Origin of the sequence: Actinomadura sp. NPDC048394 (assembly GCF_040651755.1) — a bacterium.
Classification (GTDB): Bacteria; Actinomycetota; Actinomycetes; order Streptosporangiales; family Streptosporangiaceae; genus Spirillospora; species Spirillospora montaniterrae.
On record NZ_JBEZJL010000109.1, the window covers coordinates 13,981 to 29,580 of the forward strand.

A 15,600-nucleotide genomic window follows, 5' to 3' on the forward strand; every position below is an offset into this window, starting at 1 on the left:
AACGCCATGGCATGGCGGGATGGCGATCGCCCTGCCAGTGGTGGGCGCACACGGCCCGGTAGTGCTCAAGATTCCCTTTCTGCGTCGGGGCAGCCGCGCAGAGGCTGCCGCGTCGCGTTGTTTCGCAGGTCGTGGCGCGGTGAGGGTCTTGGGATCCGATGACGACGCGTTCGCGCTGCCGGAGCGGGCGGTCATGCGACCGAGGGGATCTTGGCGGCGATGACGTCGGTGCGCACCAGTTCGGGCGGCTTGGCGAAGTGCTCGGGGTTGGCCGCCAGACGCGCCCGTCCGGCTTCCAGGTGGATCAGCCGCCCTTCCTCGTGGGGGAAGGCGTCGACGACCGCATAGGTGGTGGGGCCCAGCCGCAGTGCCATCCAGACGACGGTGTCGGCCTCGGCTTCGATGGCCGGCAGGGCTCCGCGCAGCTGGGCCTCCACGGCCGCCTCGTGCCCGGGCTTGGCCTCGATCCGCACGAAGAATCCGACAGTGATCATGATCTTGTTCCGCCTTTTTTTGACCTGTGGGTGAAGAATGCGGGCATGGCGCCGCCGCGAACGCGACGCCGCCTTACAGTGCCGCGAGGGCAGCGTCGACTACACGGAGCCGCTGGCGCGGTTCCCCTCCGGTCTTGGCGATCACGTTCATGCCGACCACCACGCTCAGCAGCATTCCTGCGACCCCGTCGGGGTCGCAGGACGCGTCGATCTCCCCGTTGCGTCGCGCGCGCTCGACCGCGCTTCGCAGGGCACGCTCCATCCGGGCGAAGACCGCGGAGACCACCTCGGTGGCGATCTCGTCCTTTCCGGCCAGTTCGGCCGCCGTGTTGACCGCCAGGCAACCGTGCCGGAGGGTGTCGTCCGGGACGGCCGCCATCCTCTGAAGAGCGGCCCGCAGCAGCGGTTTCACCGGACCGGGCCGCTCCAGGATCTCCTCGAGCGCCGCGACCCGCATCTCGCCATAGCGGCGCAGCGCCATCTCGAACAGGCGGTGCTTGCTGGTGAAGGCGTTGTAGAGACTGCCTTTTCCGATGCCCAGTTCCCGCGCCAGTTCCTGCGGTGTCGTTGTGGCGTACCCCTGGCGCCAGAAGACCCGCATCGCCTGGTCGACCGCCACGTCCGGCTCGAACTGCTTCGGCCTGCCCATGGCAGGACCGTAGCGATTTTTGTCCTATGGGTCAAGAATAATTTATCGGCGGTGCCGGGCCAGGTGACGCCGCGAGTGGACGGGAGCGATGACAGAAATCCGTCGGCCGGCCTGCTTCCCGCCTGGCACAGGGACAGCGTGGCGGCAGCCGGCAACGCCCCCACCCGCCGATTGCTGAATGAGCGTGGGGGTAAGGATCGCGGGGTGCGGTGACACCGCGGGCGTGCCCCACAACGCGATCGGCACCGCACTGCTGGACGGAGCGTCTTTGGGCGAGGCGGTAGGAGTCGGTGCCGCTCTCGATGATGCGTGCCGCCGAAGGTGTGACGGTCGACGATGGCGGCGCAGAGCCGCGGGCCGGTCAAGGTCTTGGTCCAGCCGCTGAAGGCTTCGGGCATGGCCGGGCCGTTCTTCTTCTCGCGCTCGGTCAGGACCTGGAACGGCAGCTCGAGTGCGAGAAGCCGCGCTTGCGCATCACCGCCCGGATCGACCGCCCACCCCGTACGTCACGGCGGATGGCCGCGTACAGCGCAGCCTTGGACTGCCGTGCCATCCAAGCCCCCTCACGGTGGGCGACGCAGTCGATACCCAATCGCGAGTCCCTGGGGTGTTGCTGAAACTCACCAACCGGCATCCTCGTCGGCGTCCAAGTCGTCTGTGTCCAAACTGGGCGCAGGCGTGCAGCAGATCGGGTCGTGGCTGGTGGTCGAGGTGACCGGCGAACTGGACCTGGCCACCGCTCCGGGGTTGCTCACCCAGGTCGGCCGGCTGATCGCGTTGACGACGTCGCCGTGTATCGCGCTGGAGATGTCGCAGATCACCTTCCGCGATTCATCGGGGATCAACGCGGTGGTCCGGCTGGAAGCACATCAACGCCTTCGGCGGGCAGATCATGGTGCTGTGCCCGCCTCCCCGGGTGGCCGAGCTGCTGGCCAGGAGCGGCGTGGACGACTGGGTACCGGCGGCCGCCTGGTTGCCCGAGACGCCGAAGCCGGCTCCGCCAGGGTGAGGCGCCGTGCCGGCTAGGCGTGGCTGCTCGTGCGTGGTGGCGCGGGGCCGGGGAGCAGATCCAGCAGTGCGCTGACGGGGCCGGGCAGGTCGTCCAGCGGCTGGGTCGGGTTGGACGGTGTAGAAGGTGCGGCGGCCGACGCGGGGGCGGGTGCGGGTGAGGTAGCCGCCGGTCTCCAGGTCGGTCACGATGCGCTGGACGGCGCGTTCGGTGATGCCGATCCGGTCGGCGATGTCACGGATCCGGCTGTGGGACTTGCGGGCGACGGCGGCTAGGACGCGGGCGTAGTTGGTACGGATCAGCGATTGGGCTGACCGTAGTCGCCCGGTACCTCGGCCGACTGCAGCGCTTCGCTGGAAACCAAGCCACCCGGCTGCCCCTTTGGAGCATCATCTCGCCTGGCGTCGCTTCTTCCATTCGGCGACGACGGCCTCGACGTGTTTGCGGATGTCGTCGCTGCGATCGGTGCTGCCGTTGATGTCACGGCATGCCTGGTCGTATTCGGCCCAGAGGACATCGTCGGCGAGTCGGAACTTTCGTTGCGGGCTGCCGGGTGTAGGCATGTCAGCCGCTCAGCTTCGCGATCAGCGAGCGCAGGTGAGGTGCTGCGGCGTTCTCCTGGCCGCGCTTCGCCCAGGCAGCGATGTGGTCGCTGACCAGTTCGGCGAGACTCGCTCGCTCGTCGTCGCTGAACTCGACCGTGGTCGTGGTGTCGGTCCGGCGGTCGTATGCGGCGAACAGGATGTCCCCGACCGCCTGTTCGGCCACCGAAGGCTTGCGGTTGCGCTGGGCATGCCAAGCGGCATTGTTGTTGACGACGCCCCAGCCGTGCAGGGCCTCGTAGTTGGTGAGTTCGAGCCTCATGGGCCGGTACCTCTCGCCGCAAGGGTGTGGCCACACCCTACGCGCCGCATGCACCCACGCAGGTGCGGCCGCACCGACCGCGCCGAGAAAGCAGGACGGGCAGGGCCGCTTGCGCGGTCCTGCCCGTCGATGGTCTGCTGCCGGCGCGCGTTGTTAGAGCGCGCGGACCATGTCGGCCTGCATCCCCTTGGGGCCGCGGACGGAGGTGAACTCCACCTTCTGGTCCTCTTCCAGGGTGCGGTAGCCGTCGCTGTCGATCACAGACTGATGGACGAAGATGTCGGCGGTGCCGTCATCGGGGGCGATGAACCCGAACCCCTTGTCGGCGTTGAACCACTTCACGGTTCCCTGAGTCATGTGGTGTCCTCCCTTTGGCGACGGGCCACGCGGCTGCGCGGTCCGGGCTGCTGGCCGTACGCCCGTCTGGAGTGACCCCCAAATGACGAAACGCCCGCCGGAAGAGAACTCCGCGGGCGCTTCCACGTTCGCAAAACTCGACTACAACCATTGCTGCCCACCATACACGACAGCCACCCGAGCACCAGTGGCCTCCCTCACTCGCAGACGCGGAAGCGGCCGGGGCCGTTGCTGGAGTTGGGCGTTGATGCGCTGGGCTTCGGCGAGCTGGTCTTGATGGTGCGGCAGGCCGCGTCCAGGGCAGTGCCCTGGTCGACCAGGTCGCGGGCGCGGTGCGCCAGGCGCAGCTGGTAGCGGGAGTAGCGGCGGTGTCCGCCAGCCGAGCGTTGCGGGACGAACAGCTTCGCGGCGTCCAGGCCGCGCAGGAATCCCGGAGTGACGCCGAGGATCTCGGCGGCCCGGCCCATGCTGTAGGCCGGGTAGTCCTCATCGTCCAGCTTGTCGTCCAGTGCAGCGTCGGCCACTGTGCCGGGCGCGGTGCCGGGATCGTCCTGCATCTGGCGGGGTGCCGGGTGGGTGCCGGGCTGGACCGGCTGGGGTGCTCTCACAGAACCTTCCGTACTGTCGTTGTGCACCAGCAGGACCGGACCGCGCCGGTTGGTGTCGGTGATGTTGTCGTCCGACGGCGCGGTGAAGCCGAACCCGGCGGCGAGCAGGACGTCGGCGATCGCGCCGAGCATCACCGCGGCGATCCGCTCGTGCGGGGCGTTGGGGTGACCCGGGGCGTACTCGGCGTCCAGCGAGTAGAAGACCTCCACCTCGTCGCCGTGGCCGCTCAGCCGGAACCCGCCATCGAAGGTGTCGGGCCACTGCGCGGCCTCGACGACGTCCAGGCCCTTGAGAACGCCTTCTCCCGCAAATTGGTCGGCTGGTCCATCGACTCGGCGCAGACTGCCACGCCGGTCGACAACGCCCTGGGTATGGCCATCCAGAACCGCCGACCCGAGCCCGGGACCTTGATCCACTCGATCATGGAGTGCAGTTCACCTCCTGGGTGTTCACCCAGCGTGCCAAGGCGCCCGGACTGGTGGCTTCGATGGGATCGATCGGCGGCTGCTTCGACAATGCGGTCATCGAGTCGTTCTGGGGCCGGATGCAGGCCGAACTGCTCAACCGGCAGCAGTGGCGTACCCGAATCGAGCCGGCCAACGCGATCTTCGGTTGCCTGTGATCTTCCACAACCACCGACGCCGCCACAGTGCGCTGGGGATGCTCAGCCCCATCGAGTACGAAAGACTCCACTCAGCCCAACTGCTCACGTGAGATTCCAGCATCCTGACCCCACAAAACTCGGGGTACAACAAGGAGTTCACCGAACCCGGTGGGCTTCAGTCATGTAACGGGACCGGCTCAGATATAGCGCTTTGAGCTCCGGTTTGTCGGTTGGGATGGCGAACTTGCGCACTGGCCCATGTTGAAGGTGCGAGGGACACGGCACGATGTGCGTCCCTTCCTGACATGCGGTCGGTTGCCGGCGGTAGCCGCGCCCGTCGGCACTCAAGGCGGTTCTCGACGGTTCGTCAGAGGGTGGGAAGGATGCCTCCGTCAACCGAGATGGTGATGCCGGTGAGGTAGGAGGCGCGTGGGGAGGCGAGGAAGGCGATCAGTTCTGCGGCCTCCTCCGGTTGTCCGGGGCGGCCGAGCGGGGCGGCGAGGCGCTGGTGGAACTCTTTGCGGATGGTGTCCAGGTCGCGGCCGGTGCGTTCGGCCGCCTGTCGCAGGCTTGCTTCCACGGCGTCGGTCTGAATGACTCCGGGCATGACCGCGGTGACTCGAACGCCATATGGGCCGCAGGCGAGCGCGAGGTTCTTGCTGTAGGTGTTGAGGGCGGCCTTCGCGGCGGCGTAGGGAGCACCGTTGGGCTGGGGGTAGCGGGCGGCGTTCGACGACACGTGGACGACTGCTCCGTGGCCCTGTGCGGTCATGTGGGGGACGAGGACGCGGTCGAGGCGGACGGCGGACAGCAGGTTGGCTTCGAGGTTGGCCAGCCAGTCCTCGTCGGTCGCGGCGAGGACGCCGTCGGGTACCTGGGTATTGCGTCCGGCGTTGTCGACGAGCACGTCGATACCGCCCAGAAGGTCGGTCACTGCGCTTGCCGCTTGCTCGACCCCGCCGGGAGTGTTCAGGTCGGCGGTCACCAGGTGCACTCCGGCCGGGACTTCGGCTTGGTTGCGGGCAATGGCGACCACATGCGCGCCGGCCGCGGCCAGACGGCGCACCGTGGCGGCGCCGATGCCACGGGTGCCTCCAGTGACGGCGGCGCGAGCACCGTGCAGGCCCAGATCCGCACTCGGATCGGAGAGCGACAGGGACGGAGGGGTGACAGACATGGCGCTCCTTGGTGAAGGGTGGCGGGGCGGGGTCAAAGAACATGCGACCCCTAACCATCCACGTACTTAAATCATTTAGCAAGCTACACGATTAAGTGAAGTACAGTGAAGAGGTGACCTCGGCTACCTCCACCGCCTCCAGCCCAGCGCCGCTCGACGACCACCGCGACAGTCCCGGCCTCATGCTCGCCCTGTTGGGGCACGAGGCCATGCGTCGCCTGAGGGACGCGCACACCACCAACGGCCTCACGCCACGGCAGTTCCACATCCTCGGACTGCTCCACGGTCGCGGCCCGCTGGCGCAGACCGACCTGGCCGCGGAGACCGATACCGCAGCCAGCGTGCTCGTCACCCAACTCAATCCCCTGGAGGCCGACGGGCTTGTCACGCGCACGCGGGATCCGCGAGACCGGCGCCGCCACCTGGTCGGGCTGACGGAGCCGGGACGGCAGCGGCTGCAAGCGGCGGCAGCCGCGCAGCAAGAGGTGGAAGATGACCTCTTCCGCTCGCTGACCGGCGCTCAGCGCTCACAGCTGACACAACTTCTCGCCCTGGTACGCGACGACCTGACCGACGGCAACGAGCACTGCGCCACGCCGGCCTCTCTCGACAGGAAGACGCCGCTGGGATGACCCCTGCCGATGACGCCGAACCGGTCGCCGCCCCAAGCCGGAATAGCGTCCTGATCATCGGCAACAGCACCCGCTTCTGATCAAATTGAGCACGACCCAGTTGCCGCCGGTGGCCCGGTGGCAGCCCTCGACGAACGCCTCGTCCGGCCGAGCACCGAGGGCGACCGGCCGGTCCGCGCTCCGCGCGCGACATAGGCGAGCCAGCGCAGGGGACAGCGGGTCGCACCGCCGCAGGTCGTCCACCTGTGATCAGGGCCGGATCGGCCGCCATGGCCTTGAATACGTGCGCGGACACCTGCTCGAACATGGTGAACGGCGAATCCTCCTCCGCCGCCGGGACGAGCGCGGTGGCGGGACGTCCGTCCGGCAGCGGCCCGAGGCCGGCGAGCGGCTGCCGCAACACGCCGAAGTCGTTGGACATCTCCAGGACGGTGGCCCGCCCGGAGAGCACCGTCCACCCGCGCCGCCGGGCATCCGCCCGGCGTCGGGCCAGGAGCGTGGTCTTGCCCATGCCCGCCGCGCCTTCCGCGTGAGCGAGCCGGTCTTGCCGCCGAGCCGGAGGTGCTCGGCGCCTTTGAGGGTCGCGAAGCGCAGCACGTCGCGGACGGTGAGCAAGTTCCGGCGTGTTCTTTGCCGGCGTCGGCCATTGGTTCGGCGGCGTGAAGTCGTCCTGCCCCAGGACATCTCGTTGACGAGCATGCGCTGCATGGTGAGCGCGGAGCGCATCAGCGTGAACGGACCGGGGGCCATCGTCGTCTCGACATCGGAGCTCAGCGAGGGCCGCATGCCGAGTTCCTGCATCTTCAGAATGGGCGGGGTTCCGTGTCGGACACGCCCGTCATGTGGATGAAGAGGGTGTCGCCTCCCACCCCGAGGTCCTTTCCGGACCCGCGGTGCCCTGGCGAACGCGTCGACGACCGGCCGGACACCCGCCCCGGAGCGACGTGCGCGGCGACCTGCACGCCCAGCTCGCGACTGATCTTCCAGGCCTTGGAGTACGGCTCCTCGTCGGAGCTGCAGAACTCGCCGCCCATGGCCATGCTCACCAGCCGATCGTCAGAGGGGAACCATTGGTGCTCGATGCGGCGGGCGCCCTCCGGGTATCGGGATTCCGCACGTAGATCGCCTCCGGAGTACTGGAGCACCGATCGCCGCCCGCTGCCGATGAGCGCCTGGATCGACGCGTCGGAATGCTGCGGGGAATGGTGGATCTACGAGGTGTCGAGCACCGTCGTGACACCGGCGTCGAGTTGAGCGAGGCCCGAGAACAAGACACTGATATGGACGTCCTGCGGCCGGTAAGCCGGCGAGAACCGCTTCAGGACGTAGTCGGCGTGGTTGGGGACCGCGCTCGGCGAGCCCGAGGGGTCGTCGAAGAGCACCGCGTTGGCGAGGGTTCCGCACAGCGCCGTCTCGAACTGGTGGTGGGTGTCGACGAAACCGGGCACGACGATGCGCCCGCGCGCGTCGATCACGTCGGCGCCGGCGGCGTGGGTGCCGGGCCGCACCTCGACGATCTTCTTGCCCTCGACCAGGACGTCGGCCGTCGCGAAGTCGCCGACGCGCGGGTCCATGGACATCACCGCGCCGCTTCGGATGATGTAGCGGCGTCCCGGAAGCCCGCGGTCCTTCGGCGGCCGCCCCCGCCGGGCTCCGCGGCGAGACCCGGCGCCGCGGCCGGGCCGACCGTGAACAGGCCGGCCCCGGCTTGGAGCTGGCACCGCAGCCGGAGATGGCTCGTCGACGCCTTCTTCGCGGTGCGCCGAGCGGATCGGATACGGGAGCCTGTGGGCCCACGAGCGGGCCCTGTTCCCGGAGCCCGCGGCGCGGGGCCTGCACGGAATGCCGGGGCCCTGGCCCGATCCCTACCGTGGCGCGGCCGAGCCGCTGATGACGCCGGGCGGTGCGGGGTCCGGAACCGGTGGCCTACGAAGCCGAGACGACCGGATCTCACCGGCCGTGGTCGACCCAAGCCGGTGGTTCTCCGCGCGCCGGGCTACGGCTTCGCGGTATGACGGCGTCGCTCCCGAAATTATGTAGACTATCTACGTAGATTACCTTATCAGCTAGGCTGCTCAATGGGTCGCGGTGGCAGCCGCGTGAACCGCCGGTCGTTGGAGAAGGACGTCGTGATGACGGGTGAATCGACGCAGCGGGCGTCGGATGCCGCGCAGGCGGCGGCCGAAGAACTGGCGATGGTGGTCCGCCGCCTGATCCGCCGGCTGGGTTCCGCGCCGACCGGCGGGCTGACGCCGTCGCAGCGGTCGGTGCTGCTGCGGCTGGAGAAGGACGGCGCGTCCTCCACGACGTTCCTGGCCATCGCCGAGGGCGTCCGGTCGCAGTCGATGACGGCGACGCTCAAGTCCCTGGACGCGCTCGGGCTGATCGAACGCCAGCCCGACCCCGACGACGGCCGCCGCCAGATCATCACCCTGAGCGGCGAGGGCCGGGACCGGGTCGCACGTGACCGCCGGGAACGGCGCTCGTGGCTCGCCGAGGAGATGGACCGGCGATTCGGGCCCGAGCAGCTGGCGACGATCAGCGAGGCGCTGTCGCTGCTCGGTGAGCTGGCGGACCAGCGGCCTCCCGCCCCGGTCCGACCGGCCACCGCCGACGCCCCGCTCCGGCCCCTGTGACCACCACGGCGGGACCGTCGTCACCCTACGGGAACGGCGAACCTCGCCGTCCGCCCACGAAAGGCTTTCACCATGACGACAGCACCGGCGACCACGCTCGACCCCGGAAGCGATCTGTCCCAGGTCCTGGAACTCGCGCAGCAGCTGCGCGTGGACTCGGTACGCGCCAGCACCGCGGCCGGCTCCGGGCATCCCACCTCGAGCCTGTCAGCGGCCGATCTGATGGCGGTCCTGATGACCCGCCATCTGCGCTACGACTGGGAGTCGCCGGACAACCCCGAGAGTGACCACCTCATCTTCTCCAAGGGGCATGCCTCTCCCCTCCTGTATGCGATGTTCAAAGCGGCCGGCGTCGTCAGCGACGACGAGCTGACCAAGACCTACCGCCGCTTCGGGCACCGCCTGCAGGGGCATCCCACCCCCGTACTGCCCTGGGTGGACGTGGCCACCGGTTCCCTGGGACAGGGCATCGCCTACGGAGTCGGCATCGCGCTGGCCGGCCGGGAGCTGGAAGATCGGCCCTACCGGGTGTGGGTGCTGTGCGGAGACAGCGAGATGTCCGAAGGCTCGGTGTGGGAGGCTCTCGACGCAGCCGGCCACCACCGGCTGGCCAACTTCACCGCCCTCATCGACGTCAACCGCCTCGGGCAAAGGGGTCCCACCGAGTTGGGGTGGGACACCGGCGCCTACGCCCGCCGCATCGAGGCGTTCGGCTGCCGCGCGATCGTGATCGACGGGCACGACCTGCACGCGATCGACCAGGCCCTGGCCACCGCCGCCGACGGCCAGGCGCCGACCGTCATCGTCGCCAAGACCGTCAAGGGCCGCGGTGTCGCCGAGGTCGCCGACAAGGAGGGCTGGCACGGCAAGTCCCTCCCTCAGGACATGGCCGACCGCGCCGTCGCTGAGCTGGGCGGATACCGCCACTTGCGCGTCCGAGGCCCCCAGCCGCCCGAACCCGCGCCCGCCCCCGTGCCCGGCCCTGCCCAGGACGTCCGGCCCGTCATCCTGCCTCGCTTCGAGGTCGGCGAGAAGGTCGCCACCCGCGCCGCCTTCGGTGCTGCGCTGGCCGCCCTGGGCGCCCGCCCCGACGTCGTCGCCCTGGACGCCGAGGTCGGCAACTCCACCCATGCCGAAGACTTCCAGAAGGCCCACCCCGAGCGGTACTTCCAGACCTACATCGCCGAACAGCAGATGATCGCCACCGCCGTCGGCATGGCCGTCCGCGGCTACCGCCCCTACGCCACGACCTTCGCCGCCTTCCTCACCCGCGCCCACGACTTCATCCGCATGGCGGCCGTCTCCCAGATCACCATGGCGCTGTGCGGCACCCACAGCGGCGTCGAGATCGGCGCCGACGGCCCCTCCCAGATGGGCGTCGAAGACCTCGCGATGATGCGCGCCATCCGCGGCTCCACCGTCCTTTATCCGAGCGACGCCACGTCCGCGGCCGCCCTGACCGCCGCCATCGCCGACCTCGACGGCGTCTCCTATCTGCGCACCACCCGCGGCGCCTACCCCGTGCTCTACCGCAGCGACGAGACCTTCCCCGTGGGCGGCTCCAAGACCCTCCGCCACAGCGAGAACGACCACGTCACCCTCATCGGCGCCGGTGTCACCCTGCACGAATGCCTCGCCGCCGCCGAACACCTCGCCGCCGACGGCATCCAGGCGCGCGTCGTCGACCTGTACTCCATCAAGCCGATCGACACCGCCGCCCTCACCGCCGCCGCCCGGGAAACCGGTGCTCTGGTCGTCGCCGAAGACCACCACCCCGAAGGCGGGATCGGAGAGGCCGTCCTGTCGGCACTCAGCGCCGCCGGCGCCCACCCCGCCTTCACCCACCTCGCCGTCACCGGCCTGCCCGGCTCCGGCACCACGAGCGAACTCATCGACGCCGCCGGCATCTCCCGCACCCACATCGCCCAGGCGGCCCGCGCGCTGGTCAGGCGATAACAAGGGGGCCGGGGCCTTCCATCAACACGCGAATCCGGAGATCCACATGACAGGTCTGCAGGGACGCCACGCTCTCGTCACGGGCGGCACCGGCGGGATCGGACGAGCGATCGCCGAGGCGCTGGCGCACGAGGGCGCCCTCACCGTCGTGACGGGCCGGGACGCCGTCCGCGGCACCGAGGTCGTCAGCCGCATCCGCGCACAAGGCGGAAGCGCCGAATTCGTCAAGGCCGATCTCGTCACCGGCGGGGGCATCCGGAGCTTGGCCGACGAGGCGCTGGCCGCAGCGGACGGCCGCATCGACATCTTGGTCAACAACGCCGCCAACATCCCGCCGGGACAGTCGTTCCTGGAGGCGACCGAGGAACAGATCGACGCGGCCCTCGGGCTCAACGTCAAAGCCCCGTTCCTGCTCACCGCCGCCCTGACACCAGGCATGATCGAACGCGGCGCCGGGGCGGTGGTCAACATCGGCTCGGTCAGCGGCGTCCACGGCAAGGAAGGCACCGCGCTCTACGGCGCGAGCAAGGCCGCACTGCACTCCCTGACCAAGGCGTGGGCTGCAGAACTCGGCCCCAAAGGCATACGGGTCAATGCCGTCGTGCCGGGGCCGACGGCCACCGAGTTGAACACGGCGCAAATGCCGATGTGGGAACAGGTCACCGCGAGCAGCTACCCCGCCCGCCGCCCCGGCACCGCGGCCGAGGTCGCCGCCGCCGTGGTCTTCCTCGCCGGGGACCAGGCGTCCTACATCCACGGGGTGCTGCTCCCCGTCGACGGCGGCGCCCTGACCCGCTGATCCTTTCAACGGTCAGGGTTGGTTCGCCGCAGAGTGACACGCATGTAACCCGGTGTTGGTGGCGCAGGCCCGCGCCTGTGACGCGCTCGCCACCGCCCGGACGCTGGCGGAATGGGTCGGGGCGGGTCCGGAGGTCACCGCGCGCCGTGGTAGCCCCACCCCGGGTTCTCCCGTGATCCCGGTGCCAGCGCAGCGCCGCGTCCGACCGCACCAGCAGCCGCATCCGCCGCAGCACCTTGGGAAGGCAACCGGTGCAGCAGCGCCGCCACAAACGCCCGGTCCGTCGTAGTGAATCGCACCCGCTTTCCGGCAAGCCGGCGCTCAGCACGGCGATCTGATGCCGCACACCAGGATCCCGGCGTCCTTGTCCCGATCGGTCATTGGAAGCAGACGCAGCACCGCGAACACGTTGGTCACGGTCATGTAGGCCAGTCACAACAGCACAGCCGCCCATCATCCCGCGGCAACCACCTCGCCGCGGCCTGCCCTTGCCACTGATCAAGCTTCGCGTCGGAGCCCCCTGCGCCTCTCACCTGCACGGACGTGTTTTCGGCAGGCCCAGCGCTCCCGGGGTCATCGACGAGCGGTCAGGACGCGGCGGCGTCGTCCTCGGGGGCGAGGCGCGCCCAGACGGCGGCGAGGTTGCGCAGGTCGTCCTCCTCGAGCCGGTCGAAGAAGAGCCTTCGCAGGTCGCCGTGCTGCTGCTTCCACGCCTTGCGCAGCAGCGCACGCCCCTCCCCCGTCAGAACCGCCTCGAAACCGCGGCCGTCGTCAGCCGACCGCCGCCGCTCGATCAGCCCTCGGCGCTCCAACCGGTCGGCCAGCCGGGTGAAACCGCCCGTGGACATCACACGCCGCTTGGCCAACTCGGTCATCCGCATGCCGTCGCGGCCCGCCTCCCCCAGCAGGGCCAGGACGCTGTACTCGGCCATGCTCACACCCAGCGGGGCGAGGCCGGCCTCGATCTCGCGCCAGATCCGATCATGCGCGTACAGGAACCCGCGCCAAGCCTCGTCCTCAAGCTCACTCAACCGCACGGTCGCCATACGGCGAACACTACCGTCCGTCGCCTCGAAACCTGACTGCGCAGGCAGCGGGGCGGGCGATCAGGGTTGCGGTTGCGGAGATCTTCGAAGGGAACGAGTGCCCCGATCGTCCAGCTCGGCGAGGCCGTCAATTCAGGCCGGCACCGGCAACATCCATCGCCTCCTGGGGACGGAACATGCACGGTGACCTTATGCCGGGAGCAGGGCGGCCAGGTGGCGCAGGGAACGGGCGGTCGGGGTGTCCGGGTCAGCGGTCATGAAGACGACCTGCTGGTCGTCTTCCGGGATGGTGAGGATGTCGCAGTTGATGCGGAGCGGACCGAGCTCGGGGTGCGTCATGGTCTTCGTGCGGTGGCCGGGGGCGCATACCGGGTTGGTGGCCCAGATCTGGCAGAACTCGTCGCTGCCCGTCCTGAGCTCGGCCAGCAGGGCGGCGAGGGCACTGTCGCGGGGGTAGCGGTCGGCGGCGGCCCGCAGCCGCGCCACTGCGAACTCGCCGAACTCCTCGTGGCCCGTGGTCAGCACTTCCTCGCGGAGCAGGAAGCGCCGCCGGGCCAGGTTGGGCTGGTCGCGGAGGTTGCCGAGCAGCGCTTCCGCGAGCGGGTTCCACGCGACCACGTCGTAGGTGGCCGCGGTGACGACGACGGCGGTCTGCGGGAGGCGGTGCAGCAGGGCGGCCACGTGGGGCCGAACCGTGCGCGGCGGTACGGCGGGCGGCTGCGGGACCACGCCGGCCAGGCGGAACAGATGTGTTCGCTCGGCGGGTGCGAGCCGCAGCGCGTCCGCCAGGGACTCCAGGATCCGCGACGACGGTCGTGGCCCTCGGGCCTGCTCCAGCCGTACGTAGTAGTCGACCGACATGCCGGCCAGGTCGGCGACCTCCTCGCGGCGCAGGCCCGGCGTGCGGCGGCCGGGGCCGGCGGGCAGGCCGATGCGGTCCGGACGCAGCCCCTCCCGCCGGTCGCGCAGGAAACGGGCCAGTTCTCCTCTTCCCATCTCGTACCTCCCTGGTATCGCTTGTGCCTGGATCGACCGGCCCGCCTGCGGGCACCCTCGATGGCATGGACGACTCGATCGCACTGGTCACCGGCGCCAACAAGGGCATCGGCAAGGAGATCGCACGCCTGCTCGCGGGCGCGGGTCTCACCGTTTACATCGGCTCGCGCGACGCCGCGCGAGGAGAACGCGCCGTGGAGGAGATCGGCGGTGACGCCCGCCCGCTCATCCTCGACGTGACGGACCCGGCGAGCATCGCCGACGCCGCCAGCCAGGTAGACACGCTGGACATTCTGATCAACAACGCCGGAATCTCCGGCGAGGACAGGACGCCCGACCTGGAGAACATCGCCACCTTCCGCCGCATCTACGAGACGAACGTCTTCGGGGTCGTCGCGGTGACCAATGCCTTCCTGCCGGTGCTGCGCCGCTCAGCGCACCCACGAATCGTGAACGTCTCCTCCGGTACGGGATCGCTGACCTGGGCCACCGGCCCACAGTTCCCGCATCAGGGCGCCTATGCGGCCTACCGGTCGTCCAAGGCGGCGCTGAACGCGCTGACCGTCTTCTACGCCCACGCCCTGGCCGGCGACGGCGTCAAGGTGAACGCGCTGGCGCCCGGCCTGCGCCGTACCGACCTCAACGCCACCGCAGCGGCGGGCGGGGGCGATCCGGCCGAGGCCGCGGCGGGTGCGGTACGGCTGGCGCTGCTGGCCGACGACGGGCCCTCCGGGGAGTTCCTGTCCTGGGACGGTACGCCGGTGCCGTGGTGAGGGCGTGATCGGCAGGGCGCGAGGGTGGAATCATGGGCGTGGACGCTTTCGCCGCTTTCACGGTTGCCGTCATCGCTGTCGGCCTACGCGGGCTGCGATCCTCGGACGAGACGCACCCGACGTCGCCGCAGTGCTCTCACCGGATATACGAAGATCCAGACGACTAGCCCCACCAGGGCAAAAACAAAGAGCGAGGCGTCCCAGAGCCAGTCCCAGCCTCCGCGTGGCGGATAGACGTAGTCCCCACCCGTATACACCACGCGGACCCGCTCACCGACGTGGTCAACCTTGCCGCCAAAGAAGATATCTGCGCGTTGAACCCGACCGTTTTCGGAAGTGAAGGGTCCCGACCAATGCGACCCTCCCTTCGGTTCTTTAATATATTCTTCGGCAGCGAAGACCCCGGGCGTGCCGTGGCCGCGCTTCGCCGCCCAGGCCGACCTGAACTCGATGGGTTCGACGCACAGGCCAACACCGATGGCGAACAGGAAAATTGAGGCCAAGACCACCGACTTGGGGCGATCAGGGATCCGGATGCGCCAGGACTTCCTGGCGCTTGATTTGTACGCCTGCTGACCCACGCGCCTCCGCAGCTCGCTGCTGCGTCGCTGTGCCCGACCTCCCATAGCACCCCAAAAGTACACCTGGGGGACCGGCAACGGAACCGGATCGTACGCCACCGGCCGCGCCTGTCGACCACACGTGAAAACTGACCCTCAGGCAGCGGATGGGTTCCAGAACTTAGGACGAGCCCCCGAGGCTTATTTCCGCCGGTATCGGGACAGCCAAGGCGTGCCGCCAGGCGGGGATCGACCGCAAGACCCGCTACCGGTGGCTGGACGCTGCTCCGGCAGAAATGCACCCGCATCCCCCAACCAGATCAACAGATTGGAGACGGGCTCTGAGAGGGCGTTTGGTCCTTATATATGGAGAATTTGCAGGTTCTCGTGCGAGCTAGCCGCGGCCGGACAGAGAGATGAGAGATAGCTGTTTTCGGTG

General features: G+C 69.3%; 18 protein-coding genes and 2 pseudogenes. 7 read left to right on the forward strand and 13 right to left on the reverse strand.

What is annotated here, in order from left to right; genetic code table 11:
* Window positions 1-191: 191 nt before the first annotated feature.
* Both AB0C78_RS46170 and AB0C78_RS46175 read right to left on the reverse strand, forming a co-directional pair.
* Window positions 192-494, reverse strand: a complete 303-nt coding sequence (locus tag AB0C78_RS46170; protein WP_360761238.1) for an antibiotic biosynthesis monooxygenase — start codon at window positions 492-494, stop codon at window positions 192-194.
* Between the two features lie 73 nt (window positions 495-567).
* Window positions 568-1,143, reverse strand: coding sequence for a TetR/AcrR family transcriptional regulator (locus AB0C78_RS46175; RefSeq protein WP_360761240.1), 576 nt, complete (start codon window positions 1,141-1,143; stop codon window positions 568-570).
* Between the two features lie 678 nt (window positions 1,144-1,821).
* Between AB0C78_RS46175 and AB0C78_RS46180 the strand changes: the two genes are divergently transcribed.
* Window positions 1,822-2,169, forward strand: coding sequence for an STAS domain-containing protein (locus AB0C78_RS46180; RefSeq protein WP_360761241.1), 348 nt, complete (start codon window positions 1,822-1,824; stop codon window positions 2,167-2,169).
* Window positions 2,170-2,292: 123 nt separating this feature from the next.
* Here the strand turns inward: AB0C78_RS46180 and AB0C78_RS46185 are convergent.
* The 5 genes and pseudogenes from AB0C78_RS46185 to AB0C78_RS46205 all read right to left on the reverse strand — a co-directional run.
* Window positions 2,293-2,454, reverse strand: a pseudogene (locus AB0C78_RS46185) (helix-turn-helix domain-containing protein); the annotation flags it as partial.
* 87 nt (window positions 2,455-2,541) lie between these two features.
* Window positions 2,542-2,715, reverse strand: a complete 174-nt coding sequence (locus AB0C78_RS46190) for a hypothetical protein (protein WP_360761242.1) — start codon at window positions 2,713-2,715, stop codon at window positions 2,542-2,544.
* Between the two features lies 1 nt (window position 2,716).
* The gene (locus tag AB0C78_RS46195; protein WP_360761244.1) at window positions 2,717-3,016 is read right to left on the reverse strand and encodes a hypothetical protein; all 300 of its coding nucleotides are present in this window, start codon (window positions 3,014-3,016) and stop codon (window positions 2,717-2,719) included.
* Window positions 3,017-3,169: 153 nt separating this feature from the next.
* Complete coding sequence (locus AB0C78_RS46200) at window positions 3,170-3,373, reverse strand: cold-shock protein (RefSeq protein WP_360761246.1); 204 nt, start codon at window positions 3,371-3,373, stop codon at window positions 3,170-3,172.
* 141 nt (window positions 3,374-3,514) lie between these two features.
* Window positions 3,515-3,930 (reverse strand): annotated as a pseudogene (locus tag AB0C78_RS46205) (MerR family transcriptional regulator).
* Window positions 3,931-4,409: 479 nt separating this feature from the next.
* Here AB0C78_RS46205 and AB0C78_RS46210 point away from each other — a divergent pair.
* The gene (locus tag AB0C78_RS46210; protein ID WP_360761247.1) at window positions 4,410-4,604 is read left to right on the forward strand and encodes a hypothetical protein; all 195 of its coding nucleotides are present in this window, start codon (window positions 4,410-4,412) and stop codon (window positions 4,602-4,604) included.
* A gap of 349 nt (window positions 4,605-4,953) precedes the next feature.
* Here the strand turns inward: AB0C78_RS46210 and AB0C78_RS46215 are convergent, their stop codons facing one another.
* The gene (locus tag AB0C78_RS46215) at window positions 4,954-5,763 is read right to left on the reverse strand and encodes an oxidoreductase (RefSeq protein WP_360761249.1); all 810 of its coding nucleotides are present in this window, start codon (window positions 5,761-5,763) and stop codon (window positions 4,954-4,956) included.
* 113 nt (window positions 5,764-5,876) lie between these two features.
* Here AB0C78_RS46215 and AB0C78_RS46220 point away from each other — a divergent pair, with 113 nt between their 5' ends.
* Window positions 5,877-6,395, forward strand: coding sequence for a MarR family winged helix-turn-helix transcriptional regulator (locus AB0C78_RS46220; RefSeq protein ID WP_360761251.1), 519 nt, complete (start codon window positions 5,877-5,879; stop codon window positions 6,393-6,395).
* Window positions 6,396-7,198: 803 nt separating this feature from the next.
* On the opposite strand, the gene AB0C78_RS46225 is transcribed toward AB0C78_RS46220, so the two are convergent.
* A complete protein-coding gene (locus AB0C78_RS46225; protein ID WP_360761253.1) occupies window positions 7,199-7,441 on the reverse strand; it encodes a hypothetical protein in 243 nt (80 codons plus the stop codon).
* A gap of 165 nt (window positions 7,442-7,606) precedes the next feature.
* Window positions 7,607-7,969 carry a hypothetical protein gene (locus AB0C78_RS46230; RefSeq protein WP_360761255.1) on the reverse strand — a complete coding sequence of 121 codons (363 nt, stop codon included), beginning with the start codon at window positions 7,967-7,969 and terminating at the stop codon, window positions 7,607-7,609.
* A 558-nt stretch (window positions 7,970-8,527) separates the two neighbouring features.
* On the opposite strand from AB0C78_RS46230, the gene AB0C78_RS46235 reads away from it, so the two are divergent.
* From AB0C78_RS46235 to AB0C78_RS46245, 3 genes are all read left to right on the forward strand, one after another.
* Window positions 8,528-9,031 (forward strand): MarR family transcriptional regulator, encoded by a 504-nt coding sequence (locus tag AB0C78_RS46235; protein WP_360761257.1) that lies wholly within the window; start codon window positions 8,528-8,530, stop codon window positions 9,029-9,031.
* 72 nt (window positions 9,032-9,103) lie between these two features.
* Entirely contained in the window at window positions 9,104-10,987 is a 1,884-nt protein-coding gene (locus AB0C78_RS46240) for a transketolase (protein ID WP_360761259.1), read from the forward strand.
* A gap of 46 nt (window positions 10,988-11,033) precedes the next feature.
* On the forward strand, window positions 11,034-11,786 hold the full coding sequence (locus tag AB0C78_RS46245) for a glucose 1-dehydrogenase (protein ID WP_360761261.1): 753 nt from the start codon (window positions 11,034-11,036) through the stop codon (window positions 11,784-11,786).
* A 587-nt stretch (window positions 11,787-12,373) separates the two neighbouring features.
* On the opposite strand, the gene AB0C78_RS46250 is transcribed toward AB0C78_RS46245, so the two are convergent.
* Window positions 12,374-12,832, reverse strand: a complete 459-nt coding sequence (locus AB0C78_RS46250; protein ID WP_360761262.1) for a MarR family transcriptional regulator — start codon at window positions 12,830-12,832, stop codon at window positions 12,374-12,376.
* 189 nt (window positions 12,833-13,021) lie between these two features.
* Window positions 13,022-13,828: a helix-turn-helix transcriptional regulator gene (locus AB0C78_RS46255; protein WP_360761264.1), complete on the reverse strand. Its 807-nt coding sequence runs from the start codon at window positions 13,826-13,828 to the stop codon at window positions 13,022-13,024.
* Between the two features lie 65 nt (window positions 13,829-13,893).
* Between AB0C78_RS46255 and AB0C78_RS46260 the strand changes: the two genes are divergently transcribed.
* Window positions 13,894-14,601: an SDR family oxidoreductase gene (locus AB0C78_RS46260; RefSeq protein ID WP_360761266.1), complete on the forward strand. Its 708-nt coding sequence runs from the start codon at window positions 13,894-13,896 to the stop codon at window positions 14,599-14,601.
* Between the two features lie 83 nt (window positions 14,602-14,684).
* On the opposite strand, the gene AB0C78_RS46265 is transcribed toward AB0C78_RS46260, so the two are convergent.
* Entirely contained in the window at window positions 14,685-15,182 is a 498-nt protein-coding gene (locus AB0C78_RS46265) for a hypothetical protein (protein WP_360761268.1), read from the reverse strand.
* Window positions 15,183-15,600: the final 418 nt, after the last annotated feature.

Excerpts from the sequence above, each read along its gene's own strand:
- AB0C78_RS46170 (WP_360761238.1), bottom strand. The coding sequence starts at position 494 with ATGATCACTGTCGGATTCTTCGTGCGGATCGAGGCCAAGCCCGGGCAC.
- AB0C78_RS46195 (WP_360761244.1), bottom strand. The coding sequence starts at position 3,016 with ATGAGGCTCGAACTCACCAACTACGAGGCCCTGCACGGCTGGGGCGTC.
- AB0C78_RS46190 (WP_360761242.1), bottom strand. The coding sequence starts at position 2,715 with ATGCCTACACCCGGCAGCCCGCAACGAAAGTTCCGACTCGCCGACGAT.
- AB0C78_RS46245 (WP_360761261.1), top strand. The coding sequence starts at position 11,034 with ATGACAGGTCTGCAGGGACGCCACGCTCTCGTCACGGGCGGCACCGGC.
- AB0C78_RS46200 (WP_360761246.1), bottom strand. The coding sequence starts at position 3,373 with ATGACTCAGGGAACCGTGAAGTGGTTCAACGCCGACAAGGGGTTCGGG.
- AB0C78_RS46230 (WP_360761255.1), bottom strand. The coding sequence starts at position 7,969 with ATGGACCCGCGCGTCGGCGACTTCGCGACGGCCGACGTCCTGGTCGAG.
- AB0C78_RS46250 (WP_360761262.1), bottom strand. The coding sequence starts at position 12,832 with ATGGCGACCGTGCGGTTGAGTGAGCTTGAGGACGAGGCTTGGCGCGGG.
- AB0C78_RS46175 (WP_360761240.1), bottom strand. The coding sequence starts at position 1,143 with ATGGGCAGGCCGAAGCAGTTCGAGCCGGACGTGGCGGTCGACCAGGCG.
- AB0C78_RS46240 (WP_360761259.1), top strand. The coding sequence starts at position 9,104 with ATGACGACAGCACCGGCGACCACGCTCGACCCCGGAAGCGATCTGTCC.
- AB0C78_RS46215 (WP_360761249.1), bottom strand. The coding sequence starts at position 5,763 with ATGTCTGTCACCCCTCCGTCCCTGTCGCTCTCCGATCCGAGTGCGGAT.
- AB0C78_RS46235 (WP_360761257.1), top strand. The coding sequence starts at position 8,528 with ATGACGGGTGAATCGACGCAGCGGGCGTCGGATGCCGCGCAGGCGGCG.
- AB0C78_RS46255 (WP_360761264.1), bottom strand. The coding sequence starts at position 13,828 with ATGGGAAGAGGAGAACTGGCCCGTTTCCTGCGCGACCGGCGGGAGGGG.
- AB0C78_RS46260 (WP_360761266.1), top strand. The coding sequence starts at position 13,894 with ATGGACGACTCGATCGCACTGGTCACCGGCGCCAACAAGGGCATCGGC.